Genomic DNA, 26,173 nt, shown 5'->3' with positions numbered 1-26,173 from the left:
AGAATATTCATTCTTTTCTTTCATTATACTATAAAGATTCCAAAAGGAGAATGAGACCCCCTTTGTAAAAAGAACTTTACAAACATCCAAATATTCAGTAAAATCAAAAATAAAAAACAGAAATAGCTATGATAGCCATTTCTGTTTTGAATTATAAATTAAAATAGTTTTAATTTACCTTTTTTCAGAACTAATAAAGGTCCGCCAAGCATGAACAAGTAACGGTTATCGATTACTTTCTTCATGAATGAAGCTTTCCAACCAGTTAATTTTTTGCCCATTACAACGCCCATTGCATCATCATGACCTAGTGAACATACAGAACCTTTGTTATCGAATACAAACTTCTGCGTTTCGCCTTTACCGCGAACAAGAACAGCTAAGTTATGTGCAATGTTGTAACCTTGTTGAATTGCGATTTGTGCTGTCGGTGGATATGGACGATTAATTTCTTCGTTAATAATTAACGCTGCATCACCAACCATGAATACTTCTTCATGACCTGGAGCGTGCATGTACTCATCCACTTTTACACGGCCGCGCATTGCTTCAAAACCAGACTCTTCTACAATACCGTTACCGCGAACACCTGCAGCCCAAACTACAGTTGCAGATTTCAATAATTCTACATCGTCGCCGTTTGCAACAATAATACCTTCTTCAGTTGCTTCTTTAATTGCTGTACCGATGCGGAATTCTACACCTTTTTTCTCTAATTGTTTTACAGCGTACTCAACTAGCTCTGGATCGAAACCTGGAAGTGCTGTTGGAGCAGCCTCAACACAGATAATACGCGCTTTTTCGCGTGGAACATCATACTCTTTGCAAAGCTCAGGAATACGGTTCGCAAGCTCACCTACATACTCGATACCTGTAAATCCAGCACCGCCGACAATGATTGTAACTAACTCATCGCGTTTTTCTGAAGCATATAAAGAGAACATGTACTCCATATGATCACGAATTTGACGAGTTGCATTAATGTTAGCGATAGAGAATGCATGCTCTTTTAATCCTTTAATTCCAAACGTTTCAGACTCGAAACCAAGACCGATTACTAAGTAATCATACTCTAGCTCGCCATTTTTTAAGATAATGCGCTTTTCAGCTGCTTTAATTTCTACAACTGTGTCTTGCACGAAGTTTACTTTGTTTGTGTCGATTACATCCTTAATGTCTAAACGAACCTTATCATGATGCAACGTACCAGCTGCACTTTCATGTAACCAAGTTGCTTGATAATGATAGCTGTTGTTATTTACTAATGTGATTTCAGCTTCACTTACAGATAATGTTTTTTGCAGACGAACAGTAGTAATCATTCCGCCATAACCTGCGCCTAAAACTACGATTTTTGGCTTCTTCAACCTAATCACACCCCTCTTCTTTATATAGATATTTAAAAATAATAAAAATAGTGCTAAAACAAATTAACTGCTAAGAATGTAGATTTTTTCACATTCTTAACAAAATCAATAACAAGTTCAAAAAATGTTACGAAATTTGTCACAAAAAATTACCACATTTACTTTCCTATATTAGTCGTTTTCTCTTTACTTTTCAAGCACTTGTAGAATTATCGATATTTTAAAATAACATGGTCTTTTTAAGTTTTCGACATTTGCTTATTTGCGAAGCAAATACAGCTTCTTACTGGATTCCTTCACTTTCTCTTATGCCGTATATATACTGAAATACCAACAAAAATACACATAATTACCAAACATTACATCCTTACTTATTGGCGAGTTTCTTCTATATAATAAATCTATACGAAGTGCATACACAATTCAGTCGTTTCTACAGTATTTTTTCATAAAATATGATATTATTTGTCTTGAGTGCGCTTGCACTCCGCTCATGGAAGTTTCGTATAACATACATACGAGTGTATATAGGATACGCACGAAAAATTTCCTAATTATAGGGGGAGTAAACAGTGACAGAAAATCAAAAGGTATACGACATCACTATTATTGGTGGAGGCCCAACTGGATTATTCACAGCTTTTTATGGCGGTATGAGACAAGCAAGCGTAAAAATTATTGAAAGCTTGCCACAACTCGGCGGTCAATTATCCGCATTATATCCTGAAAAGTACATATATGATATCGCAGGTTTTCCGAAAATTCGTGCACAAGAACTGATTAACAATTTAAAAGAACAAATGAAAAAGTTCGAACCAACCATTTGCTTAGAAGAGGCTGTTCAAACATTAGAAAAACAAGAAGATGGCGTGTTCAAACTTGTAACAAATAAAGAAACACACTATTCTAAATCCGTTATCATTACAGCTGGAAATGGTGCGTTCCAGCCACGTCGTTTAGAATTAGAAGGTACAGAAAAATTCGAAAAAACAAACTTACACTATTTCGTTGATGATATGAACAAATTTGCCGGCAAACGCGTTATCGTCTTTGGTGGCGGAGATTCTGCAGTGGACTGGACAATGATGTTAGAACCAATCGCAGAAGAAGTAACAATCGTTCACCGCCGTGATAAATTCCGCGCACATGAGCATAGCGTCGAAACGTTAATGAACTCACGCGCACAAGTAAAAACACCATACGTTCCAGTTGAGCTGATCGGTGAGAAGAAAATTGAACAAGTTGTCCTACAACATGTGAAAACAGAAGAGAAATTTATCATTGATGTTGATGATGTCATCGTTAACTATGGATTCGTCTCTTCTCTCGGTCCAATTAAAGACTGGGGATTAGATATCCAAAAGAACAGCATCGTTGTAAACTCCAAAATGGAAACAAACATCCCTGGTATTTACGCAGCTGGTGACATTTGCACATACGAGGGGAAAGTAAAACTAATCGCATGCGGATTTGGCGAAGCACCAACAGCAGTAAACAACGCAAAAGCATACTTCGATCCAAATGCAAAGCTGCAACCAATGCATAGTTCTAGCATGTTTTAATAAAAAGAGACTGATTCCAAAGATGTACATTTGGAATCAGTCTCTTTTTTATGCGCCCAACAATATATTGGCGGAATTGAGGCATTTATCGGCGCTTTTTACGATATATCGACGGAATTGGAACGTTTATCGGCGCTTCGACACAATTTAAAGACCACTCGACGATGTTCGACACACAATCGACTACCCTCCCACTGTATAATTATGGTACAATCGATAAGAACGTTTGTTCCCAACGAAAAAAAGAGAGGATGATATAATAATGCAACCTACACTTATAAAAAAAGAAGCTTTTCAAGCCACCGGGATTTCTATTACTACAAACAACGAACTGGAAATGTCCAGTGCTGGAAACATCCCTCACCTATGGAATCGATACTTCCAAGAACAAATCACTAATCAAATTCCAAACAAAGCTACACAAACAGAAACACTTGCACTATATTCCAACTATGAATCTGATGAAACAGGTCGCTATACGTATACAATTGCTGTTCCTGTTTCTACTGTCATTGATACACCAGAAAACATGACATCATTCACAATCCCAGCTGCTACGTACGCCGTATTTACAACGCGCCGAGGACCACTATCCGAAATCATCGCAGAAACATGGCAAGACATTTGGGACTGGTCAAAAGAAAATAACCGCGCCTTTACAGCAGACTTCGAACTGTATGACGAACGAGCTTTCGATCCAAACGATGCTCAAGTTGATATTTACATTGCACTATCTTAATGCACAAAAAGACACAGCGGCGGCTGTGTCTTTTTGTGCATTCGTTTTAAACCTTACATTACTATCGCCTAATCTTACAAAACTGTTATGTTTCTGTAAGATTAGGCGATAGTAAGCCAACAAGTTCTCCTACATAATAAGCATATAAACAACAAGCAAACACAACTTTATGAGGTGATATATATGAATGGAAATAAAATATTATCTGCGCTTTCTTACTTTAGTGTTCTTTTTGCCCCTATCTTGTTCCCGGTAATCGTTTGGATTGTAGGCGATTATGAAACAAGAGGTCATGCTAAACGCGCTCTATGGACACATATTCTTCCAAGCATTGCAATCTTGATAGGACTTGCAGTATTAGGAGTTCTGGGTGTTGGTTTTAATCAACCAGATGAGACACTTGCGATTGGCTCAGTAATTGTGGCATGTATTTGTGCCCTAATTAGCCTATACTACTTTATTTGGAATATGGTAAAAGGAATTCAAGTTATTAAAGGATAAAAATACAACCACCCAATACCTCCCCTAAGAGACATTTGGTGGTTTTTCCTTTTTCAGCTAAAAAATCCGCTGGGCAAATCCCGATTTTTTGAATACAATAAAAAAGTATCTGTATAGAAAGATTCGAAACTGTTAACAAAGATAAAAAGACATATGACAGAAAGGGATTCATATGGAGGAATTACAGAAAAGTAAACCCGCCTTAGAAGAAACGGAAGTACCTTTATTAAAAAATACAAACTTCCTATTTCTTTGGGCAGCTACTCTATTTTCAAGCTTTGCCTTAGCATTTTTTACGTTTTCTCAAACGTGGTACATAGCAAAAACGTTAAATTTAGAAGCATCACTTGGCGTTGTTTTTGTCGCTCTTAGTGTTCCACGCCTCATCTTCATGATTATCGGCGGAGCTGTCGCAGACAAATTTCCGAAAAAAAATATTATGTTTTATTCTAATATTATTCGGGCATTTCTTGTTGCGATCATTCTCATTTGGTTTATTGTCGGTCACGTCACACTATACACATTTGCTTTATTTGCACTTTTCTTCGGCTTAGCTGATGCCTTTTTCTGGTCCGCTGATGGTTCTATCTTACCTGAGCTCGTAGCGAAGCAGCGTCTTACACAAGCAAATTCACTTACACAAATGACAAACCAAGCATCAGTTATCTTCGGCCCCGTCTTTGGCGGGATACTGATTAAATTTAGTAATTACGAGACAATCTTTACAGTAACCATTCTATTATTAATTATCGCTGCCATACTAATTCAAAAAGTCCATTCAAATGTAGGACAAGAAGAAAAGAATGAAAATAAAAGCATGTTCACTTCTATTAAAGAAGGCATTCTTTATGTGAAAGAATCATCGTTTTTATCAACGTTTCTTATTTGCAGCGCCTTTTTAAACTTATTTTTGATTGGGCCAATGCAAGTTGGATTTCCGCTGTTTATTAAAAATGTACTGCACGGTGACTCTTTGCAATTTAGTTATTTAGAAGCAGCAGTTGGCGGCGGGATGGCCATTGGCGCTGTTATCGTTGGACTGCGAAATATTAATCGCCGCCGCGGGTTATTTTGCATTATTATGATGCTATTGTCAGGTGTTTTCTTCTTGTCTATTAATTTCAGTACAACACTTTGGCAAGCGCTTCTTTCCGGCTGCTTTTACGGCATTACAATCGCAATGGCAATTGTGCCGTTAATGGCTATGATTCAATCGACTGTAAAAGAAGAAATGATGGGCCGCGTAATGAGCTTACTCATGCTATCGTCAATGGGCTTTATCCCGATTTCTTATGCAGTTACATCACTTGCCTTAGCAGCCGGAATACCGATTGTTACAGTGATGAAAAGCGGCGCTATTGCGGTCATTGTCTTTGTACTCTTTATCGCAATTCGCGTTCCAGTTGTACGGAAATTTGATTAAAAGTAGGAGTTATGCCTCAGACGCATAACTCTTTTCTTTTTTCACTTTCAAATGGATTATATAAAACAATCCCGCTATTCCTCCTTGCTGCCGCCCCCCAATCTAGTGCAACATCTAGAAATAACGCCTGCATCGTACTATATAAAAGCGCTCCAAAATCTTTGCGAATTTCACCACACTTATACGCCCTAACAACACTTTTTGTCCGCCGCATGATTTGCACTTGTATATCATCATGAATCATCAGTTGCTCCCATAACAGCCCTACCTCGTACAAACCACTCTTTTTGTAAGCGAGTTCCACTTTACTCCAAGCAAAATTAATTGTTTGTGGATTTTGCGACATCGGTGCAATTGCATTTATAAATTGCTGTGGTATATCATGACGACAATACGTCGCATCCATGTTATACGTTTTTGTTTTCTGTTGTATTTTGAAATTGTTTTCATAAACACTAGTTTCCGTCTCCTCATTCAAGCGCTCCTCCTTACAGTCTTCTGCACTTTCGCCATTTTCACATGCGGTCATTTGCATGCGGTCACTCATGCGGTCAACAGCCTGTTTACAAAACACATACAAATTCGCACTATATCCGCCGCGCTTATGTCTTTCTTTCGTAAACACACGCTTAATAATCTCAAGTTGTTCAAGCTTCGCAACAGAGCGGCGCACAGTTCGAATACTTTTTTCTATTTTCACCGCGATTGTTTCCATTAACGGACATGCAACGCCAACTGTTTTTTGTTTTTCATTCACCGCATATCTCCCTAACAAACGAATGACAAGGAAATCCGTTTTGTTAATCTCAGTTTGATACTGCATCAAAATCTGCTCTTGATATGTATTAAACTCTTCTTTATTTTGGAATTCACTATGTTGCTTCATTAATGAATACAATTTACTCATATTTATCGCCCCCATGTATAAATAAGAGTAAAAACATAAAAGTGGCGGAAGATTTTGTTGTATGATTAAAATAAAATTTATCAAACTGAGGTGAAAAAATGATCGTAATTAGTGCATGTTTAGCTGGCGTTGCGTGCCGCTATGACGGAAACGATAATCTCGTCGCAAAGATTGGGGAACTACTCGAAAAAGAAGAAACAATTCTTATTTGTCCGGAAGTGTTAGGCGGATTACCAACGCCTCGTACACCTGCTGAAATTATCAGCGGAAACGGAGACGATGTCTTGGACGGAACTGCAAAGGTAATAGACCGAGACGGAAATGATGTAACAGACATCTTTATTGCAGGTGCTTATAAAGCATTGAATCAAATAAAAGACTTAAATCCTGAATATATTATTTTGAAAGAACACAGTCCGTCATGCGGAAGTTCTATTATTTACACTGGGGATTTTAATGGGCAAAAACAAAATGGTTACGGCGTTACGACTGCATTATTTAGACGACATGGGTTTACAGTGATTTCCGAGGAGGATTTTACAAAAGAATAAAGTGAAACTTTAATCAGTGGGGGTTTTCTTCATCCCCCACCTATCTTCTTCGATTTTCTCGGAATTTTGAGGTGGGGGTCTTACTGTCCACGAATAGCGGGATAAATTCATTTCGTTTACATTTATATAGATTGTTATCTTCTTTTCATTTTCTATCTGTGAATCAAATTTTCATTATTTACACAAACTCGCTTTATTACGAAGCCGACTTTTTCGTCTCATAACGCTGTTCAATTCGTTGCTCGATTCTTTCCATCGCTTGTTTATCATTCAATATATTTTGTTTATTTTCTTGCACCAATTCTTTAAAAGATTTATTTCCTAATTTACTATGCTTTTTCATCTTAATCATTCCTCCTTATTTTCTATAAAACTTTTCACTCTTTATGAAAAACTTGTCTTTATTTGTCGAAAAATTCTACTTAATTAGATGATACTATAACTTTCTTGTTTTCAAAGGATAATTATTTGAACATTTCATGAAATCTATAAACTCCGACGAAAAAATACATTTATTTTCCCATCATAGAAGTCGATACTATGCAGATGACGCGAAACTAGTTTTCACACAAAAAGAGTGTCCATCTTTAGACCATTGTCAACTTCCTATGCAGAGAGCTATAAAGGATCTGGGGGAGTGCTTCTGAAGCAGGTGTGAAGATTCAGTTGGAGTATGAGCTACTCTTTAGAGAATTTCTAGAAATGGAGGCAGACCACGGCACTAGTAACGACGCAAAATAGGAGCAAGAGCGGATCAAGGGAAGCTGTCTTTGCGTATTGATTTTACTCAAAGGCCGTAAAAAAATGCCCCTGATGCCAATGGCATCAAGGGCATTTCTCTAAAGTTGATAGCAATACCCCTATAGAATGAATACTCCTAAACTAAGAATCATTATTTCGATTCCTTTCTTCCAATAAAAATAGATAAACCAGATAAAAGGAGAAGAATACTTACGCATACAATAGAGTTAATTATATTGCCTGCATTGAACAAGAAGAAAATAAAAATAATTGCCAAGGCTGCTGCCGCAAACAAGGTGCTGTACGGGAATAACCACACACGAAAATACGGCATTTTAGAATACTGTTTACGCAACTTGAATTGCGCAAGGCAGATGCTAGTCCAAATAAGCAGAACAGTAAACCCTGGGATAGACATCATATAACCAAAGACGTGCTCTGGTGTGAGGAACGCGATAAAAGCTCCAATTAATAAACCAATACAACTGACAAGAACTCCCCATATAGGAACACCGCGCTTAGTAAGACGAGAGAATAGAGCAGGCGCTTCGTTATTTTGTGCCAGAGAGTACAAAATGCGAGAAGTAGCATACATTCCTGAATTGGCAGCCGACAACACAGCGGTCAATAAAATGAAGTTCATAATATGCGCTATACCTTGTAATCCAGTTGCAGAGAAAACCTGTACAAAAGGACTGCCTTGCTTTCCTACTTCGTCCCAAGGGATAAGTCCAGTGATGATGAGAATAGGTAATGTGTAAAATAAAACCACTCGGAACATGACCCCTTTTATTACTTTCGGAAGTGTCTGTTCCACGTTTTTCGTTTCTGTTACAGTTAACCCGATTAATTCTGAGCCTCCGAAAGAAAAGACGACTATTAGGAGTGCTGTGAAAATACTTCCCCATCCTTTTGGAAAGAATCCGCCGTGACTCGTATAGTTTGTAAAATATGTTGCTTCATGATTTGGAATGAAGCCAAATAATAAGGCAAAACCAAGCAAAATAAATAAAACAAGAGTAATAATTTTGAAACTCGCAAGCCAAAACTCTATTTCACCGTAAAGTTTAACGCTAACCAAATTGATAAAAAGAAGAAGCGCAGTACATGCTAAACTAAGCAACCATAAAGGAGCGGATGGAATCCAATATTGTAAAAAGCTCCCCCCAGCTAAAACCTCAACAATAATAACTAAAATCCAGTCGATCCAGTAGAGCCAACCAATGACAAAGGCGAAACGTGAACCGAAAGCTTTTTGAATCATCCCTTGAATGTTTAAACCAGGATAAGCAATCGCCATTTCCGCTATTGCACTCATAACAATGAGAAGAAGAAATCCTGCAAATAAATAAGAAAAAACAATGCCGGGTCCTGCAGCTGAAATTGTATCTGCACTTCCTTTGAAAATCCCTGTCCCAATCATCCCACCGATTGCCATAAGCCTAATATGGCGCGGTTGCAGTTCGCGTTTCAAGCTTTGTTGTGCCATGTCTACTCCCCCTTTAGTAATAAAATAGAAACAAGGTTAATATCTTTTTCTCGAAAGTGATTACGTAACATCACTAACTGCTGCATAGTCCTGTAGAATTGTCTTAATATTTAAACTATACAATAATCTTTTTAATCTTGGCATATATTTTTGAAACGTATGTTGTGAGAATATGGCGGGGAACGTTTTTTGAAACATCCTAAGTTAGTAAAAAGAACCTTTTTATGGAATGAATGATTTTATCCCGCATTAACGGGCATTAAGACCCCCACCTCAAGATTGAAAGAGAAGCAAAGAAGATAGGTGGGGATATAACTGCCCGTAAAAGCCCGATTGGTTCAACTAACCATCAGTGGGGGATGAAAAACCCCCCACTGATGGAAGTTTCACTTTATAGGTATCGTGATGTTTTTAACTTTTAGCCCTTGATTTTTGCTTAAAACAAAAAAATAGTGGCGATTTTTTCATCACCACTATTTTTTCTATTTAGAACTGTTTTTGAGTATTTGAATGTTTTTGTCTCTTTCTCCAGCATCGGAAAGTTCCTCTGAAAATTCATGGTCTGCTTTCTTTCCTAACAGTAGTTCAGATGACCGAATTGTGCTGGATGGCAAATTATTATTCGGCGTGGCCTGTTCGTTCCATTTTCCCATCAAAATCACCTCTTTTTTATTATTGAATTTTTGTCATGATTTTATTTAAAATCTCTAATAAAAAAAGCGCTTGATTTCGTTTTTAGTCAGCAAGGTATAATGATAGAAAATCGTGTTCCTTTTCCTTTTGTACTCTCTATTTCTATATCTCCATTTAGCTCTCTAATAATGCTATACGCAATCATGGTGCCTAGCCCAGTTCCTTTTTCTTTTGTTGAATAAAATGGCGTGGCAATCCGCTTTATTTCTGTTTGGGACATTCCAACTCCCGAATCAATGATATCGATTACAAGATTGCCCTTAATTTTTTGCGCATGAATTTGTAATACTCCGCCATCTTTCATAGCTTCAATTCCGTTTTGTAAAATATTAGTGATGCACTGTTTTAATTTTTCAGGATTCGCATTTATATTCAAACACTCTGGAATATCTTTATGTATTTCAACGTTATATGAAAGCGCTAGCGGAGAAATCATATTTGTTACTTCCCGAAAAACACAATTTATATTCAGTGGTTTTTTCACTGTATTTTGTGGTTTTGTTAGAGATAAATAATCATTGATAACCAATTGTACTTTTTCTAATTCCATCAACATAATTTTCAAGTATTCATCTTGAGACGTTTTTGAAAGCTCATTTTCACGGAATAATTGAGTGAATCCATATACAGTTGTCAGCGGATTATGAACTTCATGTGCAATCGATGCCGCTAATTCACTAGCTGTATAAAATTTTTCAGCTCTTTGAATTTTTTCTTTCATTTTAAATTTCTCGATCATTCCCTCTATTAAATAAATAGATAATAATCCTGTGAAGGCGTTAACCACTACATAATTAATCAAAAACCAAATAAAAACTGTTTCGATTTTACCATATATTTTAATTTCGTTCATTATAGCAAAAGCAGAAAAAGAACTAGTACAACTTAAAAGCAATAGTGTGTTAAATAATACTTTGTTTCGTCTAAAATAAACGGGAAGAAAATAACGTAATATGATCGTAATCGTTGTAATGATAGTAGATATAATAACTGATAAAAAAAAACCGTTTCCACCTAAGTAAAATCGATAAGCAATATATACAATACCTGTAAAAACAATGCTTCTTTTATTTCCGTATAGAATCACTAAAAGAAACGGAATAAAACGCAAATCATAAATATACCCATCATGTAAATGAATAGGGAATGTCATACAAAGAACAATTGCAATCGATGAAAAAAAAGAAATTAATATATGATTAAGTGGTTTTCTTTCTGCCTTATCCAACCAAAATACTTGATAACTAAGGATACAAATGATAATAATAAATGCATTTAATAATAGTGTAGAAATTCCCATACTCTGTACCTTCCTAATTTTTTGTAAGGGGGACCATGTACTCTTCCCTGAAAACTCCCTTAATTCTATATTATGTTATTCGAATTTGCTAGTTCGTTATGTTTTCTGATGTTAAAAATAATAGATAGGTATAAGTGCTTTTTATTGTTTATATTCATTCGGTGTAGAGACATACAAGGAAGAGGAAACGGGAAAAGCCACACGGAAATAATTACAGAAAATTCTGTCAATTTAAAAAGAAAAACCATCTTCTCTTCTATATGATTATTCATCTTAACATGAAAATAAGCAAATAACAACAAAAAAGCTCGAATTTCTACTTTTTTCGCCATTTTCCCCCTTTTCGTTCTAAGCAAAATAAAAACCCTCTTAACGAATGAATTTTGTCATTCACCGTCAAGAAGGTTTGTATGATCAATCATTATAAATGCACACTATGCAAATGTTATCTAGTGCTAACATTCCTCAGGCTTACCAGCATTCGTCGCTGTGCGGAATGATGATCCGCAGCCGCATGATGCGATAGCATTTGGATTATCGATTGTAAATCCGCCGCCAAGCATCGATTGTTTATAATCGATTTTTACTCCTTTTACAATTGGAGTACTTTCTTTATCAATAACAAATTCAACACCGAAAAACTCAAGTACTGTGTCGTCTTCATTTGGTTCTCTTTCAAATCCTAAACCGTAAGAAAGACCGCTACATCCACCGCCGTGTACAGCAAGGCGAACGTATCTTTCTCCTTCTTCAGCGTCTTTTAACATATCTTTAATTTGATATGCTGCTTGTTCTGTTACAGTAATCATAGAATCCACCTTCCTTTCTTCTCTCGTTCTATTATACATCTTTACTCTTCAATCTTATAATAATATACACCGCTGCAAGTGACTTCTGCTGGACCATTCATAAGAACTGTTCCTTCTTCTGTCCATGTAATCATTAAATCTCCGCCGGCTAAATGAACCGTGATTTCTTGGCCTCGCTTCATCTTTCCATTTAAGATTGCCGCTACAACTGCAGCACATGCTCCTGTTCCGCATGCTTGTGTAATGCCAGAGCCGCGTTCCCATACACGAAAATGCATTTCACGATCATTCAGTACCTCAATAAATTCGACGTTTACGCTTTCTGGAAACATCTCATGTGTTTCTAATACAGGTCCTAACGTTATCAGCGGTGCTTCTTCAATATCCTCTACAAAAATAACAGCATGCGGATTTCCCATTGAGGCAGCTGTAAATGTATAGCGGTGATTATTATAAAGGAAATCTTCACGAATAAACGGCGTTTCCCCTTCACCTAACATCGGTAAATCAACGCGTTTTAACCTAGGTGCCCCCATATCAACTGTAGCCGAAGTTACAATTTCACCTTCAACTTTTACTTTTGCTGTGACGATTCCTGCTAATGTTTCGATTGTGAAAACAGTCTCTTCTACTAGTTTATGCTCGTATGCGTACTTTGCAACGCAGCGCAGTCCATTCCCGCAGCTTTTTCCTTCTGAACCGTCTTTATTGAAAATACGCATTTTCACAGGCGCAACGTCAGATGGGCAAATCAAAATCATTCCGTCAGAACCAATTCCAGTATTCACATCCGATACTTTTTCAGCAACTTGTGCAAGATGCTCTTCTGCAATTTGTTCTTCAAACATATTTACATAAATGTAGTTATTCCCAAGTCCGTGCATTTTTGTGAAAGAAAATTGTGCCATTGTTTTTCACTCCAAAATTTTTGATTGTTATAAGTATAAAATGAGCGCTTTTGGAAAACAATAAGAATGTCCCCCGTTTCTCATATTCAACGACAATTTTGGTGTAACAATGTCGTGCTTACACATATAGTGTAAGCAAAAAGCCCTTCAACAAAAGGGCTTTCTTTTTTTATATCTCCTAATACATTCAATTGAAAAAGACGCTGCCTCATTGCAACGCCCTAAAACATTGGGTTTTCATCTAAATAATCATATATATTTTTCACAAGTTCATCCGGTGTTTCGCCTTTGACAACTTCACCGTTTACAAGTGCATATGGTCCTTCAAAGCAAACGCCACAATACCCAAGACACCCGTACTCAATCACATCTAAATTTGGATCTTTCTCCAATTGTTCACGTGCCTTTTGTGCACCGCTCGCAAGGTTGCCAACACAAAATTCAATTAACGGTTTAATCAACCTTAATCCCTCCTGTATCTATTTCAAAGCTTGTTTTATAACAGTAAGCCTAAGATGTTCGTCTAAATCCAGCGAAAACAACTGACATACCCAATCATTTCCTACTAGAAAACCACAACATTCTACTAATTCTGAACGAGTCGCTACTATGCAAAATACACCATGACCTTCACTCGCTCACCTAATAAGAAAAGGGCTTTATGTCGTTCTTCTACTTATTTTTATATAGAATGGCCTTTAACATCGCTTTCACTTTCTTACTATTGTACAACAGAGTATACATTCTCGCATTGTTATTTACTTCAAAATTCGATATAATTTGAATGAGTAAAGTCAAAATATTTTTTTAATATAAAAATTTCTATGATTAGGGGATATTTCAACAGAAAAGGGGTAATCCATCATGAAGCACCTCGTAATACTTGGTGGCGGCTACGGTGGAATGAGAGTTTTACAACGTCTTCTTCCGAGCAACCAACTTCCAGATGATGTTCAAGTAACATTAATCGACAAAGTACCGTATCACTGTTTTAAAACAGAATACTACGCATTAGTGGCAGGAACGATTTCTGAAACGCATATTCGCATTCCATTTCCAGAGCATCCACGATTAAACATTCAATACGGTACTATAACCAACGTTGATCTAGAAAACAAAACTGTTCATCTTGAGGACGGTGAAGTTGTCAATTATGATGACTTAATTATCGGACTTGGTTGTGAAGATAACTATCACAACGTTCCAGGAGCGAAGGAAAATACATACAGCCTTCAATCCATTGAGCAAGTTCGTCAAACATATCAACAACTAAATGGTTTAGAACCACATGCAACAGTTGCTGTTGTAGGAGCTGGGCTAAGCGGCGTTGAGGTCGCAAGTGAGCTTCGCGAAAGTCGTCCAGACTTAAACATTTATTTATTCGACCGGAAAGATCGCATTCTTTTCCCGTTCCCAGAAAAATTAAGTAAATACGTAGAAGAGTGGTTTTTAAAGCACAATGTTACAATCATTCGCAATTCGAACATTACAAAAGTAGAACCAAATATTGTGTATAACCACGATGAACCACTTGAATGTGATGCAATTGTATGGACAGCTGGCATTCAAGCAAGTGAAATTGTTCGTAATCTGCCTGTCGAGCATGATAATAGCGGCCGGGTTGTATTAACAAAATATCATAATATTCCAGATTACGAGAATGTATATGTACTAGGTGACTGCGCTGCGCTGCCACATGCACCATCTGCACAGCTTGCAGAAGGTCAAGGTGAACAAATTGTCCAAATATTATTAAAACGTTGGAACAATGAAGCATTACCAGAAGAACTGCCTGTTATTAAACTAAAAGGTGTTCTCGGTTCTCTTGGTAAAAAACATGGCTTCGGTTTACTCGCAAACCAGCCGTTAATGGGCCGCGTACCTCGCCTTTTAAAATCAGGTATTCTTTGGATGTATAAACATCATAATGGTTAAACAAAAAACAAGAGCCGCCATGCAGCTCTTGTTTTTTCTGTTGCTTCAAAGTGGTGGATTTTCCATCCCTAAATGAGCCCAATCTTCTTTTGGTGGACCATATACACCAAATGGTTTTATTCCTGCTTGACGCATAAGAACTGTAACTTGTCCACGATGATGAACAATGTGCTTAATTAGTCCCATTAGGATTGTAGCATTTGATTCTTGCCTTCCAAACGCTTCTTGTATTTGCTCTAGGGATTCATCCGTCCATTGCTCTTCAATAACTTTGGATGCACTGAAACTTATATCCTTAAAGGTTTCAGCAATTTCCTCTGCTGAAGTTGGTACACTTTCTGCATGTTCTACTCCATCTATCTTCAACCCAAAATGAGCTAAATATTCTGGAATACTTGTTGTAAAATGCCATGCAATTCTCCCTAAAGTACGACCTTCTGGATAAACTTGTTGTTTTAATGAATCATCTGTCAAACCATCCAAAACTTTTTGAGTTAGCATTGCTTCCCTATTCCATTCTTTAATAAAGTCTGAAATTGTTACATACATAGTTATGCCTCCATTATAAATAATTATTTGCGAATCTGTACTATCACTTCATTCAGTATTTACATAACTAACTTCTTGAATCATTTTTCTATTAATGATTGTATATTATAATAGTGACAGATTGTGTCATAGTTATTGGAGGTATTTATGTCTAAAGCAAAAAGATTAAATGAATTGATTATGATGGTTAATCGAATGAAACGATTTACTGTTGGGGGATTAGCACAAGAGTTTGGTGTTTCAACAAGGACAATTTTGAGAGATTTACAAGAATTAAGTGAAATGGGTGTACCGCTTTATTCAGAAGTAGGTCCGCATGGCGGTTATCAAGTCTTAAACGAAAGAATTCTTCCTCCCATCGCATTTAGTGAGGATGAGGCTGTCTCTATATTCTTTGCCCTTCATACATTAAGACACTATATTTCCCTTCCATTTGATATAGAATATGAATCAATAAAAAAGAAATTTTATTTAAATCTTTCTGGCGATATTAGAGATACGATTGACAATATGAAAGATCGAGTTGATTTTGTGTCGATACATCAACAAGAAGAAATCCCATTTTTAAGACAATTGTTAAATGCAGCCATTCAACAACACGTTATTATAATTAATTATGAAACAAATGGAAGGACTAGCAATAGAAGTATTCAACCGATTGGCATTTATGCGAATGAAGGAAAGTGGTATTGTCCATCCTATTGTTTTTCTAAAAAAGATTATCGAGTCTTTCGATGTGATCGTATACAATCTGTCGAACACGACGAAAATACGAATCCAATTGACTTATCCAATATTACTTTAAAAAATCGTTTTTCCATCCTGAATGATTCCAAAGAAACATTTGAATTATATGTAGAGTTAACTCAGAAAGGTGTAGAAAAATATCAATCCGTTACATGGCCAAATACTCAGTTGATTAAAAGAGAAGATGGTTTAGGAGCTGTAAGAGGCACTATCTCAAAACATGATATTATCTTTTTTTCAAATTACTTTATCACATATGGAGAAAATGCAATTATAAAAAAACCTGTTGAATTAATTAAATATACAAAAGAAAAATTAACTAACATGTTAAACCAATATGACTAGTTTAAGATAAAAAATGGGTGTTATTCTTCTGCACATATTCCTACTAGTTAGTGATATACCGATGTTGATATGAAAGTAAAACTAGCCATCAGTAGGAAATATGGCCCACTGATGGCAGTTTCATTTTATCCCGCATTAACGGGCAGTAATACTCCGCCTCAAAATTCAGCGGATGCATTGTCCAGCTCTAGCGGCTAGAATCTCCGGTCGTTTCACCCCCTCGGACGAGGCCAAAAGCGCCTCTCTGTCGGGTGCTCCAACGTCCTGCGATTCTGAGCGAGCCGCTTCCGCTTTTCTTAAGAAGTTAGGCGGGAGATAAATTGCCCGTAAAAGCCCGATTGGTGAGGGCTAATAATTAGTGGGGGATGCCCCCCACTGATTAAAGTTTCATTTTATCTTTCCCACCTCTTCTTACATTCCTCTATCCAAAACAACAAATACTGCTTCGTCATCTGAGCGCGTCTCCACCTTGATAAAGACGGTTTTAATCCTTCTTTTTGACGAACCCAGTACACCTCTTGCAGAAGCGGTTCCCATTCTTTACAACGTTTCATCATATATTGCAGCCCTTCATCTTTCGAAACAATCCGTTCCATTTCTAGCGTGCACATAATACGTCCCATTGTCACAACTGCAGACTCTACCCATTCTGTAGACAAAAATAAGTATGGACGCTTTACTTTCTCACTCCAATATTGTTCCACATTGTATTTCATTGTGCTTACAACATCATCCCACGTTACCTCATACGGAAGCTCGTTTGCCTGTTGACCAAAAAACGTAATACCGCTATTTTTTATCGTCCACCACGTCACAGAATTAATGTCCCAATGTCCTTCATTTATTTTTCCATCTGAACAATATAAGTACGGTGACATCTCATGATTTTGCTTTCCGACATGAACAAGCGGAATATACATCCCATCCATTCGTTTACCGAGGTCATCTGTACGGAGCCTCTTATGTAATTCACGGATTTTCACTTTCTCTGCTTCACTGACTTGTTCTTTCATAACCGTTACAAAGTCAATATCACTCGTTTCCAGATGAAACGCATTTAGCGCTAATGAACCATACACATACACACCAACTAGCTTTTCTTTTGAAATGACTTTTTGAAGTTCATTCACATATTGATTTAAAAAGAACTCCACTTCTTTTGGTATAGAACGCTCCGTTACGATAGCCATAAGTATACTCCTAACGATGCTGCCATATTAGGAATTGCGGCAAATGCGTTCATTTTAGCAGATTGAAAGCGAGATTCTTTTCGCGTCGGCTTTGCCGAAGTAAATGTCCCACGTGCTCCTAAAATGAATCCATCTATACAAAGAAATACTGCACTAGCTAAGAAAAAGAGGCCCAGCCAACCTGCAAACGGATAAACCATCGCTGCATCCCCTGTCATATAAGCAATACCACTGACTACAAAAAGCCCGATTATCCCTATTACAAACCCTTTCTTCATCTCGTTCATCCTCCTAAGCACAGAAAAAGCCCTTGCGATTTGAAATCTACGTTGCAAGAGCTCTGTGAGTGATAAGTTATATTATAAATATTTCTCAATTTCTTCGTATACATCCTTTAAGCGTGGATTTCCTTCTCCAACAATCTCATTATTTACGAGAACAACAGGATAAAACAAGTCATCTTCAATGACACGCTCAGCAAAAGCGCGTTTTTCTTCCTCTTCTTGCTCCTCATGAATATCCACATATTCAAAATGGAATTTCTCTTCTTGTCCTTCATATTTCCGTCCGATCGCTGCTTGTAGCCATTCATACGTTTCCGTTGAAGACGGCATTCCAACGCAGCTTGCACATACAACCTTTGCTCCGTAAACACTTACTTTTATCATATTCTCTCCCCCATTTGCACATATATTTTTTTCCGTACCTTATTGTCACATATAAGCTGGAAACTTCCATAAACTATTTTGACAACATAAGAAAGACAGAAAAAATAGATTTTCCCCTGTATCTTGATTATAATAAAACTGATGAAAGGAGTCGATAAAAATGGAAAACGAAAACTTACACGAACAAGTAGTAGAAGTATTAGATAAATTACGTCCGTTCTTACTTCGCGATGGCGGTGACGTAGAATTAGTAGATATCGAAGACGGTATCGTTAAATTACGCCTTCTAGGTGCTTGCGGCAGCTGCCCAAGTTCTACAATCACATTAAAAGCTGGTATCGAGCGTGCTCTTTTAGAAGAAGTACCTGGAGTAATTGAAGTAGAACAAGTATTTTAATGTAAAAGCGGAGCCGACCGTTTAGCCCCGACGGCTAAGGTTCTTTCCCGCAGAAGATGCTTTTTATCTTCTCGCGGGAAAGGTTCTTAGACGCAAGGGGCTGGGAGGCGGAGCTGGATAATTTAAAAGCGGAAGCGGCTCGCTCAGAACAAGAGGGGGATGGAGCTTCTGACATAGAGGCGCTTTTTGCCTCGGCGGAAGACGCGAAGCCACCGACTGTTCTAGCCGCTGAAACTAGAAGAAGAGACCCACCACGGTCTCTTTTTTCTAAATTACATATTACGTAAGCCAATCAAGCTTACGAATCCCTAACTTATCAATGGGTAGACGGATGAGGTCATAAAACTGTTTAAGAAATTGTTCCGACTGATCTACGCGCTTCAAAATGGTTTCTAACTTATCTTGATATACATATTTTTGCGACTCACTTCCCGCCAAGTAATATCCTTCAACTGTTTCAAAATAATGAAGCGGAAAGAGAAGACGAGCAAATAATAACCGCCAGCCAAACGAAGATAATGGATAGTTCCGTTCGTAGTCGGTTAAAAACTGAGCAATCGTTTCTTCCCAGTTCTCTTTTTTTTCCAAAGAAGTATGACGTACCCATTCAGCTAAGTCGCGACTTGGATGGTCATATACCCAATCAACCGGGAGCTTTAATCGCTTTGTCTGTCGCCAAAGCAATGGTGTAAATCGTTCCTGACAAATGGTTGCAGCATCAGCAACTTGAGGAGTATCATCAATTTCTGTATCTACTACATATTGAATCGCATTTTCGGCAAGACCTAAGTAGTACGGAAATGATTCAATAAATAATTGTTCAAACATATCAGTAGGGTGACTCACCATTTTAGATTGCCAAAAACGTTCGAGCTGATCTAATCGTTTTTCCCAAAGCGACTTCCATTCACCAATTCGGCTGAGATGTTCAATTTCTTCCGAAAAGAATGCACCGCGCTTATGAAATAACGATAGCTCACTTCCTGGTGAAATGACATTACGCTCTAACGTACGTATTCCTTTAAACAAACAATAATTTGTTTCTTCTATCTCACTAACGTAATAACCTTGTACGTTTGGCACAAACGTCGCAACGGTAATATCACCTTGCTGATTCATATAATCACTTAATTTCTTCATTTCAACAAGCTCTTCTTCTTGCAAATGACCGCTAGGAAGAAGCACATAAATTTTATTACGAACCCAAAAACTGTTATAAGGACCAAGAGGTGTAAATTCTTTAACGTGTATATGATAGTTCTCATAAATATGTTGAATCATCGTACTCGCCACCTACATTTTTTCTATATATATATGAGCCGGTAATTAACTTTCATGCCTATGCACATCATACACCTATACGTATACAATATTAAAAAGAAAAAAAGGTGATAAACATGACACAACGAAATGAACTACAAGAAAGAGCATTACAATTACTACAAGAACGCGGTGTGAAAATTGACGATATTGCAGATCTCGTTCATTTTCTTCAAAAAAATTATCATTCAAATTTAACAATGGAAGAATGCCGTTATAACGTAGAACGCGTCTTATCCAAACGTGAAGTACAAAATGCCCTCATTACAGGAATTGAATTAGATGTTCTTGCCGAAAAAGGTTTGCTAAGTGCACCTCTTCAAGACATCATCCATCGCGATGAAGGATTATACGGTGTAGACGAAGTTGTTGCCTTATCTATCGTCAACGTATACGGTTCAATTGGTTTCACAAACTTTGGCTATATCGATAAATTAAAGCCAGGTATTTTACAATATTTAAACGACAAATCTACAGGTAAAGTTCATACGTTCCTCGATGATATCGTTGGGGCGATTGCTGCTGCTGCTTCAAGCCGCTTGGCGCATAGAGCTGAACATGCTGAATAAAGTTAGAATTTATTTAGCTGGCATAATTTAAATACAAAAAAATCAACTAAAATATAACGGACCATGATTTGCAAATCATGGTCCGTTGTATTTTTTCGTCTCTTTCTATTACATCAATCTATTGTTACCAGCACGATATCAATACTAAACCACCGATTCCTTATTTTTCACCCCCAAAAATTAAAATTATGGAATTTGTTTGAAAACAAAGAACCTCTGCATAAGTTTATATACAAAAATCATTCGTTCTCCTTATCAGAATTAAAATAAATAGCATAAAAAATTTTCTCAACTTTTTATAAAAAAAACATAACCACTCTACATAATAAAGATTTCCCGATATCCAATTAAACCCATATGAATCTATATTATTACTATAAACATATGAGTTCTCCAACGTTTTCTTCATCATTCCCAAATTAAAATTATGATAAAAACTTGATAAAAAAGTATAATTGTTGAATTTTTTGTAAAAATTAGTAGAATTTTACTTGTATTACAAAAAATTCAAATGGAGGCGATGATATGAGTAACATTTTAGCAAAATTATTTGGAGTAACAAAAGGTGAAGTTGTGGGACCGCAATACTATGAAGATGGTTGTCAAAGTGATGAACTTTGTTCAACAAACCGAAAGTACCTACAAGGATACCGTCTACTTCCAAATGGAAGAGTAGTCAAAAATGGTTGTTGCTGGCCATATTAGTAAAATTATTTGGAGTGACAAAAGGTAAAGTTGTAGGACTGCAACGATGTGAAGATGGTTGCCAACGCAATGAACTTTGTTCAACAAATCCAAAGTACCTACAAAGATATCGTCTACTTCCATTTAGTAAAATTTTACTTTCATTACAAAAAACGAAAATGGAGGTAATAATATGAGTAACATTTTAGCAAAATTATTTGGAGTAACAAAAGGCGAAGTTGTGGGACCGCAATACTATGAAGATGGTTGTCAAAAAACTGAACTTTGTTCAACAAATTCAGGTTACTATCAAGGATACCGTCTACTTCCAACTGGAAAAGTAGTCAAAAACGGTTGTTGCTGGCCATTTTAGCAAAATTATTTGGAGTGACAAAAGGTGAATTTGTAGGACCGAAGATGGTTGCCAAAGAGATGAACTTTGTTCAACAAATCCAAAGTACCTACAAGGATACCGTCTACTTCCAACTGGAAGAATAGTCAAAAACGGTTGTTGCTAATACTCACTAATCCAAAGCCAAAGATATCTATCCTTAGCTTTGGATTACATTTTTTTAGAAAGGCGTTTACCATGATTACATATATTCTATTATTTTCACTGTGGTTATCCCTAATTTTAATACTAGCTATTAAGTTGCAATTTTTTAAAAAAGCAGTTCAGATGCTCCCAAAACTAAATTCTTCTATACCATATAAAGATCCTTTACTTGATCAAAACATTACACACATTTTAACTTTACCTCATTCTTATGAGTATCATAAAGAATCTATTGTTATGGTCATGTCAGCAACTTGTAAACTTTGCCATGAAAAACTAGACGAAATTATAACAAAGAAAAAACATCTTTCTCATAATCTTATCTTGTATTTAGAATCTGATGACAAAATCATATTTGAAGAAATAACAAAAAATATAAGCAAAAAAAGTAATTTAATTGTATTCCCACTTTCAAAAAAGCAACAACATCGTCTCAATATTTTTCTATTTCCGACGTTTATTCATATTGACTCACAAGGAATTATAAAAAAATTTTCCACACTAGCTGATAAAGCGATTTAAATGAAAAGAAGGTGAGGAAACATGTTATTTTCCTATATTCTCAGAACGTATAAACTCATCTGGAATCTAAAAAAGTCTTGGCTCTTTTATTCCATATTATTTATGCTCATATTAGGAATATTACCTGCTGCAACAATTTGGGTAACAAAAGAACTTGTAAATACAGTGTCTCTATTAATTATGGATAACGAGCAAAATTATGATTTAGCAATTTTTTTACTCATCTTACAATTTATGCTTTTACTTGCTGAAACTGTAATAAAACAGATACAACATTATGTTGATGAGAAACTACACTTTGAACTTAATAAATGTTTAACAGAAAAAATTGCACAAAAAACAATTAAAATTCCTTATTCTTATTTTGACAATCCAGACTTTTATAATCATACAAACCGTGTCAAATCAAACACTGGAAGACGAATTTTGTCGCCGATTAATAGCATATTTTCTATCACACAATCCCTAATTACAATTTCGTCTTTAATTATTTTATTAATTTCTATCCATTGGAGTTTAGCACTTATTAGCACTATCGTTTTCATTCCTACGATTATGATCAAATCTCACTTAGGAAAAAAAGGATTCTTACTCAGTAAAACATTAACTCCCATTATAAGGGAAACAACTTATATTGAAAATCTCATTATGGAAAAAGACTCTTCTAAAGAAGTAAGACTCTTTAACTTATACCCTCACTTTATTCAAAGATGGAAAAAAAAATATGAAGAAAATATGAAGTACTCTCTATCTTTTATAAAAGTGAAAAGTAAGGCTGAAATTTTTCTTGATGGCATCATTGCTATTTCATATTGTGGAGCAGCTGGGATCATCATATGGCTTATAAAAAAATCAGCTGTAAAAATTGGGGATTTTGTTTCAATTGGACAAGCTGTCCATAGCACACAAAGTGCCCTACATGCTATTTCAACAAACTTTGCACAACTGTATGAAGATATATTATACATATATGATTACTTCAACTATATTGATTCATTTGAAGAAGTTGAATTAGATAAAACAGAATACTTACCATTCCCAGCTGTTTTAAAAAAAGGAATTCGTTTTGAAAATGTATCGTTCTCTTATCCAAATAGTGATAAAAAAATTTTACAGAACCTCTCTTTCTCCATTCAACCTGGGGAAAATATCGTTATTGTAGGGCATAACGGATCTGGAAAAACAACTTTAATTAAATGTATGATTGGACTATATCCTGTCACATCTGGAAATATTTATTTTGATGATATTCCAATTCACAACATCAATTTACACTCATTAAGAGAGAACACAACTGTGATCTTTCAAGATTTTACTCGCTATTTTTTTACAATTGATGAAAATATTTATTTTGGAGACATATCAAATAAATATGACAAGAATAAAATTGAAAAAGCAGCTAAACAGGCGGGTATTTATAAGTATATAGAGAACCTTCCAAATAAATCAAAAACATATTTAGGAAGATTTCTTCAAGATGGTGAGGAATTGTCTGGTGGTCAATGGCAAAAAATCGCAATAGCCCGTGCTTTATTTAAAAATAGCTCAATTATGATTTTAGATGAACCTACGTCCGCTTTAGACCCTTTATCCGAGAAGGAGATTTTTGATAAATTTAATCAAATGACAAAAGGAAAAACAGCAATTATGATTTCTCACAAAATGTCTGCTGCTAAATTAGCTGATAAAATTATTGTCCTCGATAATGGAAAGCTTGTCGAAATTGGCTCTCATGAAAATCTTATGGAAAACAAGCAGACATATTACAAACTATATACAACACAAGCTAACTTGTATGAGAAAGAGAAAAGCGAGGTTGTTATATGAATGAATTAATACTTATATTACGAATTATCATTGGTTGTCTATTTATTTCTACAGCTCTAAGTAAGCTAACCCATTTTAGCGAACATATAATTATTATAAAAGAATATCAAATCATTCCAAATCAAACTGCTAAATTCTTTGCAACAATTGAAGTTATTATTGAATTGTTATGTGCTTTCTTTCTACTCGTAGGGCTTTTTTCTACCATTGCAAGCTTGGGATTGTTAATTTTATTAACATTATATACACTTGGTATTTCTGTTAATTTACTAAGGAAACGAACTCATATTTCATGTGGCTGTGGAGGAATGGCTGGGAATCACCAATTATCTTGGTTTCTAGTTTTACGTAACACTATTCTGCTAGGAGCTCTTTATGTTCTTTTACAAAATGAAACATATTTAGGAAGTTTACAAGAGCTTTTTTTTAACGAACAATCTGGTTCTTATATCTTTAATAAAAGCGCCATTCTATCTATATGTATTTCGATTTGTTTCGTATTTTTCTTTTCAATTTTCCGTCTATTTATAGCTATGCATCGTCATATAGAGCAATTTTTAGAAATTACAAAGAACTTAAAAGGAGAGAGAAAAACATGAACTGGTCTGATTATTTACTTTGGGCATGTATGATTATTCAAATTATCGTTCTTTTTTTATTAATTAAGCTCGTAACAGATTTTTTAAATCGATTTCAAACACAGGTTGGTATTATTAAAATGATTCATTCCAGCGAAGAAGATAAAGAAGAAGATATAACAAACATATAAAATGGCAAGAAGGATTTTCGAAATATTCTGTCGTATACATTTAAAAGATATCGACAAAAAACTAGTTTTTCCGCTACATATAAAGAAGATGATTACTAAAAGATCCATAGGAAGGAAACTGTACTTATAAGTACAGTTTTTCACTTTCACAATTTTTATTATAAGGTTTTATTGCATATTAGATTAAAAAGTAAAAAACATTAACTAATGACGTTATTGCAATAACTATGGGGGGCTGTGTATGAAAAAATTTTTTACCAACAAATATACAGAAATACCAATTCATTTCATTTTATCAATCATTGTTATTCTATTTTTAGGAACATTGCCCCAATTATTTGTTGGCATGAAATTTGATATCACAAATTATATAAATGCGATCACATCAACATTTTCTAAACTAATTGGCAATACCCCTATAACATATTCAGCTTACATGAGGCCTTTATTTCCACAAATTTTAATACAGTATAAAGAAACTGTGTTTATTTTTTTTATGTCACTTCTTACTTCTATAATTATCTCATTTCTTATCGTTTATTTCCTCTTGCAAATGTCTGAGAAGAGAAAAGAAAAAATAAAGATTTTTTTCGAGTTTCTTGAGGCCATTCCCGATATTTTACTTATTATCGGACTTCAATTTCTCGTTATTTTAATTTATAAACAAACAGATCTACTTGTTATAAATATCGCTAGAGTAGGTGAAGAATCTATCGTATTATTACCAATCCTTTGCCTTAGCCTCCCCACCACTTTACTGTTCACAAAATTACTCTTATTGCGATTTGAAACAGAACTACAAAAAGACTACGTGTTGTTAGCCCGTTCCAAAGGATTTGATAAATTTTATATTTTAAATCATCATGTTTTACGAAACGTATTGCTTAGTATGCTATATTTTTCAAAAACAAACATATGGTTTATGCTATCTAATTTATATATTATTGAATATTTATTTAACATTTCTGGCATTTTTACATTTTTAAAAGACTATGGAACACCTGAAATTTTCACCATTGCTCTAATGCTCATTTATATTCCTATTTTCTTCTTATTCAAGTTGTTTCATATCTTCATTCCCGATGAATTGAAAGGAGAGGCCTAA

29 protein-coding genes and 2 pseudogenes are annotated in these 26,173 nt (G+C 35.6%); 17 read left to right on the top strand and 14 right to left on the bottom strand.

From position 1 onward, the window contains the following. Positions 1-158: 158 nt before the first annotated feature. On the bottom strand, positions 159-1,367 hold the full coding sequence (locus BM211_RS16025; protein ID WP_035433338.1) for an NAD(P)/FAD-dependent oxidoreductase: 1,209 nt from the start codon (positions 1,365-1,367) through the stop codon (positions 159-161). Positions 1,368-1,939: 572 nt separating this feature from the next. Between BM211_RS16025 and BM211_RS16020 the strand changes: the two genes are divergently transcribed. From BM211_RS16020 to BM211_RS16005, 4 genes are all read left to right on the top strand, one after another. Next, complete coding sequence (locus BM211_RS16020) at positions 1,940-2,929, top strand: NAD(P)/FAD-dependent oxidoreductase (RefSeq protein ID WP_035433339.1); 990 nt, start codon at positions 1,940-1,942, stop codon at positions 2,927-2,929. 262 nt (positions 2,930-3,191) lie between these two features. Next, positions 3,192-3,668 (top strand): GyrI-like domain-containing protein, encoded by a 477-nt coding sequence (locus BM211_RS16015; protein WP_371261886.1) that lies wholly within the window; start codon positions 3,192-3,194, stop codon positions 3,666-3,668. A 183-nt stretch (positions 3,669-3,851) separates the two neighbouring features. Beyond that, positions 3,852-4,169, top strand: a complete 318-nt coding sequence (locus BM211_RS16010) for a magnetosome magnetite crystal formation protein family (RefSeq protein ID WP_035433341.1) — start codon at positions 3,852-3,854, stop codon at positions 4,167-4,169. A 172-nt stretch (positions 4,170-4,341) separates the two neighbouring features. Beyond that, entirely contained in the window at positions 4,342-5,592 is a 1,251-nt protein-coding gene (locus BM211_RS16005) for an MFS transporter (protein WP_035433342.1), read from the top strand. Positions 5,593-5,608: 16 nt separating this feature from the next. Here the strand turns inward: BM211_RS16005 and BM211_RS16000 are convergent, their stop codons facing one another. Beyond that, a complete protein-coding gene (locus tag BM211_RS16000) occupies positions 5,609-6,499 on the bottom strand; it encodes a helix-turn-helix domain-containing protein (protein ID WP_035433343.1) in 891 nt (296 codons plus the stop codon). Positions 6,500-6,597: 98 nt separating this feature from the next. Here BM211_RS16000 and BM211_RS15995 point away from each other — a divergent pair, with 98 nt between their 5' ends. Then, positions 6,598-7,050 (top strand): 2-thiouracil desulfurase family protein, encoded by a 453-nt coding sequence (locus BM211_RS15995; protein WP_090998541.1) that lies wholly within the window; start codon positions 6,598-6,600, stop codon positions 7,048-7,050. 196 nt (positions 7,051-7,246) lie between these two features. Here the strand turns inward: BM211_RS15995 and BM211_RS15990 are convergent, their stop codons facing one another. Next, positions 7,247-7,393, bottom strand: a complete 147-nt coding sequence (locus tag BM211_RS15990) for an FbpB family small basic protein (protein WP_081904872.1) — start codon at positions 7,391-7,393, stop codon at positions 7,247-7,249. Between the two features lie 252 nt (positions 7,394-7,645). Here BM211_RS15990 and BM211_RS27580 point away from each other — a divergent pair. Then, a pseudogene (locus BM211_RS27580) lies at positions 7,646-7,782 on the top strand (IS4 family transposase); the annotation flags it as partial. A 160-nt stretch (positions 7,783-7,942) separates the two neighbouring features. On the opposite strand, the gene BM211_RS15985 reads toward BM211_RS27580, so the two are convergent. The 6 genes from BM211_RS15985 to BM211_RS15960 form a co-directional block, all read right to left on the bottom strand. Further along, a complete protein-coding gene (locus BM211_RS15985; RefSeq protein ID WP_035433345.1) occupies positions 7,943-9,280 on the bottom strand; it encodes an amino acid permease in 1,338 nt (445 codons plus the stop codon). Positions 9,281-9,762: 482 nt separating this feature from the next. Then, positions 9,763-9,933, bottom strand: coding sequence for a hypothetical protein (locus BM211_RS26520; protein ID WP_177206951.1), 171 nt, complete (start codon positions 9,931-9,933; stop codon positions 9,763-9,765). An 86-nt stretch (positions 9,934-10,019) separates the two neighbouring features. Beyond that, on the bottom strand, positions 10,020-11,273 hold the full coding sequence (locus tag BM211_RS15980; protein WP_090998539.1) for an ATP-binding protein: 1,254 nt from the start codon (positions 11,271-11,273) through the stop codon (positions 10,020-10,022). A gap of 455 nt (positions 11,274-11,728) precedes the next feature. Next, positions 11,729-12,082: a HesB/IscA family protein gene (locus BM211_RS15970; RefSeq protein WP_035433349.1), complete on the bottom strand. Its 354-nt coding sequence runs from the start codon at positions 12,080-12,082 to the stop codon at positions 11,729-11,731. 41 nt (positions 12,083-12,123) lie between these two features. Then, positions 12,124-12,990 (bottom strand): diaminopimelate epimerase, encoded by an 867-nt coding sequence (gene dapF, locus BM211_RS15965; protein ID WP_090998537.1) that lies wholly within the window; start codon positions 12,988-12,990, stop codon positions 12,124-12,126. Between the two features lie 221 nt (positions 12,991-13,211). Beyond that, positions 13,212-13,451 carry a YuzB family protein gene (locus BM211_RS15960; protein WP_035433351.1) on the bottom strand — a complete coding sequence of 80 codons (240 nt, stop codon included), beginning with the start codon at positions 13,449-13,451 and terminating at the stop codon, positions 13,212-13,214. 403 nt (positions 13,452-13,854) lie between these two features. On the opposite strand from BM211_RS15960, the gene BM211_RS15955 reads away from it, so the two are divergent. Beyond that, the gene (locus BM211_RS15955; protein ID WP_035433352.1) at positions 13,855-14,925 is read left to right on the top strand and encodes an NAD(P)/FAD-dependent oxidoreductase; all 1,071 of its coding nucleotides are present in this window, start codon (positions 13,855-13,857) and stop codon (positions 14,923-14,925) included. Between the two features lie 45 nt (positions 14,926-14,970). On the opposite strand, the gene BM211_RS15950 is transcribed toward BM211_RS15955, so the two are convergent. Continuing rightward, positions 14,971-15,474: a DinB family protein gene (locus BM211_RS15950; protein ID WP_035433353.1), complete on the bottom strand. Its 504-nt coding sequence runs from the start codon at positions 15,472-15,474 to the stop codon at positions 14,971-14,973. 147 nt (positions 15,475-15,621) lie between these two features. Here BM211_RS15950 and BM211_RS15945 point away from each other — a divergent pair, with 147 nt between their 5' ends. Beyond that, positions 15,622-16,566 carry a helix-turn-helix transcriptional regulator gene (locus BM211_RS15945; RefSeq protein ID WP_035433354.1) on the top strand — a complete coding sequence of 315 codons (945 nt, stop codon included), beginning with the start codon at positions 15,622-15,624 and terminating at the stop codon, positions 16,564-16,566. A gap of 392 nt (positions 16,567-16,958) precedes the next feature. Here the strand turns inward: BM211_RS15945 and BM211_RS15940 are convergent, their stop codons facing one another. The 3 genes from BM211_RS15940 to BM211_RS15930 all read right to left on the bottom strand — a co-directional run bounded on the left by BM211_RS15940 (position 16,959) and on the right by BM211_RS15930 (position 18,424). Beyond that, on the bottom strand, positions 16,959-17,756 hold the full coding sequence (locus tag BM211_RS15940) for a nucleotidyltransferase domain-containing protein (RefSeq protein WP_035433355.1): 798 nt from the start codon (positions 17,754-17,756) through the stop codon (positions 16,959-16,961). Beyond that, positions 17,744-18,034, bottom strand: coding sequence for a hypothetical protein (locus BM211_RS15935; protein WP_035433356.1), 291 nt, complete (start codon positions 18,032-18,034; stop codon positions 17,744-17,746). The genes BM211_RS15940 and BM211_RS15935 overlap by 13 nt, the downstream gene beginning before the upstream one ends. An 81-nt stretch (positions 18,035-18,115) precedes the next feature. After that, positions 18,116-18,424, bottom strand: coding sequence for a YuzD family protein (locus BM211_RS15930; protein ID WP_035433357.1), 309 nt, complete (start codon positions 18,422-18,424; stop codon positions 18,116-18,118). A 178-nt stretch (positions 18,425-18,602) separates the two neighbouring features. Here BM211_RS15930 and BM211_RS15925 point away from each other — a divergent pair. Further along, a pseudogene (locus BM211_RS15925) lies at positions 18,603-18,821 on the top strand (NifU family protein); the annotation flags it as partial. Positions 18,822-19,100: 279 nt separating this feature from the next. On the opposite strand, the gene yutH reads toward BM211_RS15925, so the two are convergent. Continuing rightward, positions 19,101-20,102 carry a spore coat putative kinase YutH gene (gene yutH, locus BM211_RS15915; RefSeq protein WP_035433358.1) on the bottom strand — a complete coding sequence of 334 codons (1,002 nt, stop codon included), beginning with the start codon at positions 20,100-20,102 and terminating at the stop codon, positions 19,101-19,103. Positions 20,103-20,218: 116 nt separating this feature from the next. Between yutH and BM211_RS15910 the strand changes: the two genes are divergently transcribed. From BM211_RS15910 to BM211_RS15880, 8 genes are all read left to right on the top strand, one after another. Continuing rightward, positions 20,219-20,710, top strand: a complete 492-nt coding sequence (locus tag BM211_RS15910; protein WP_035433359.1) for a phosphatidylglycerophosphatase A family protein — start codon at positions 20,219-20,221, stop codon at positions 20,708-20,710. Positions 20,711-21,235: 525 nt separating this feature from the next. Continuing rightward, positions 21,236-21,415 carry a hypothetical protein gene (locus BM211_RS15905; protein WP_090998533.1) on the top strand — a complete coding sequence of 60 codons (180 nt, stop codon included), beginning with the start codon at positions 21,236-21,238 and terminating at the stop codon, positions 21,413-21,415. A gap of 172 nt (positions 21,416-21,587) precedes the next feature. Next, entirely contained in the window at positions 21,588-21,767 is a 180-nt protein-coding gene (locus BM211_RS15900) for a hypothetical protein (protein WP_090998531.1), read from the top strand. Between the two features lie 306 nt (positions 21,768-22,073). Further along, the gene (locus BM211_RS15895) at positions 22,074-22,472 is read left to right on the top strand and encodes a hypothetical protein (RefSeq protein ID WP_218160814.1); all 399 of its coding nucleotides are present in this window, start codon (positions 22,074-22,076) and stop codon (positions 22,470-22,472) included. 21 nt (positions 22,473-22,493) lie between these two features. Then, the gene (locus BM211_RS15890) at positions 22,494-24,299 is read left to right on the top strand and encodes an ABC transporter ATP-binding protein (RefSeq protein ID WP_090998526.1); all 1,806 of its coding nucleotides are present in this window, start codon (positions 22,494-22,496) and stop codon (positions 24,297-24,299) included. Beyond that, on the top strand, positions 24,296-24,898 hold the full coding sequence (locus BM211_RS15885) for a MauE/DoxX family redox-associated membrane protein (protein WP_090998525.1): 603 nt from the start codon (positions 24,296-24,298) through the stop codon (positions 24,896-24,898). The genes BM211_RS15890 and BM211_RS15885 overlap by 4 nt, the downstream gene beginning before the upstream one ends. Then, positions 24,895-25,068, top strand: coding sequence for a hypothetical protein (locus tag BM211_RS26515; protein ID WP_177206949.1), 174 nt, complete (start codon positions 24,895-24,897; stop codon positions 25,066-25,068). The genes BM211_RS15885 and BM211_RS26515 overlap by 4 nt, the downstream gene beginning before the upstream one ends. Before the next feature lie 241 nt (positions 25,069-25,309). After that, positions 25,310-26,173 carry an ABC transporter permease subunit gene (locus BM211_RS15880; protein WP_090998524.1) on the top strand — a complete coding sequence of 288 codons (864 nt, stop codon included), beginning with the start codon at positions 25,310-25,312 and terminating at the stop codon, positions 26,171-26,173.

The organism is Bacillus sp. 491mf (genome assembly GCF_900112415.1).
Taxonomy (GTDB): Bacteria; Bacillota; Bacilli; order Bacillales; family Bacillaceae_G; genus Bacillus_A.
Note: the sequence above shows the minus strand (reverse complement) of the source record. Positions and strands in the feature narration are given on the sequence as shown.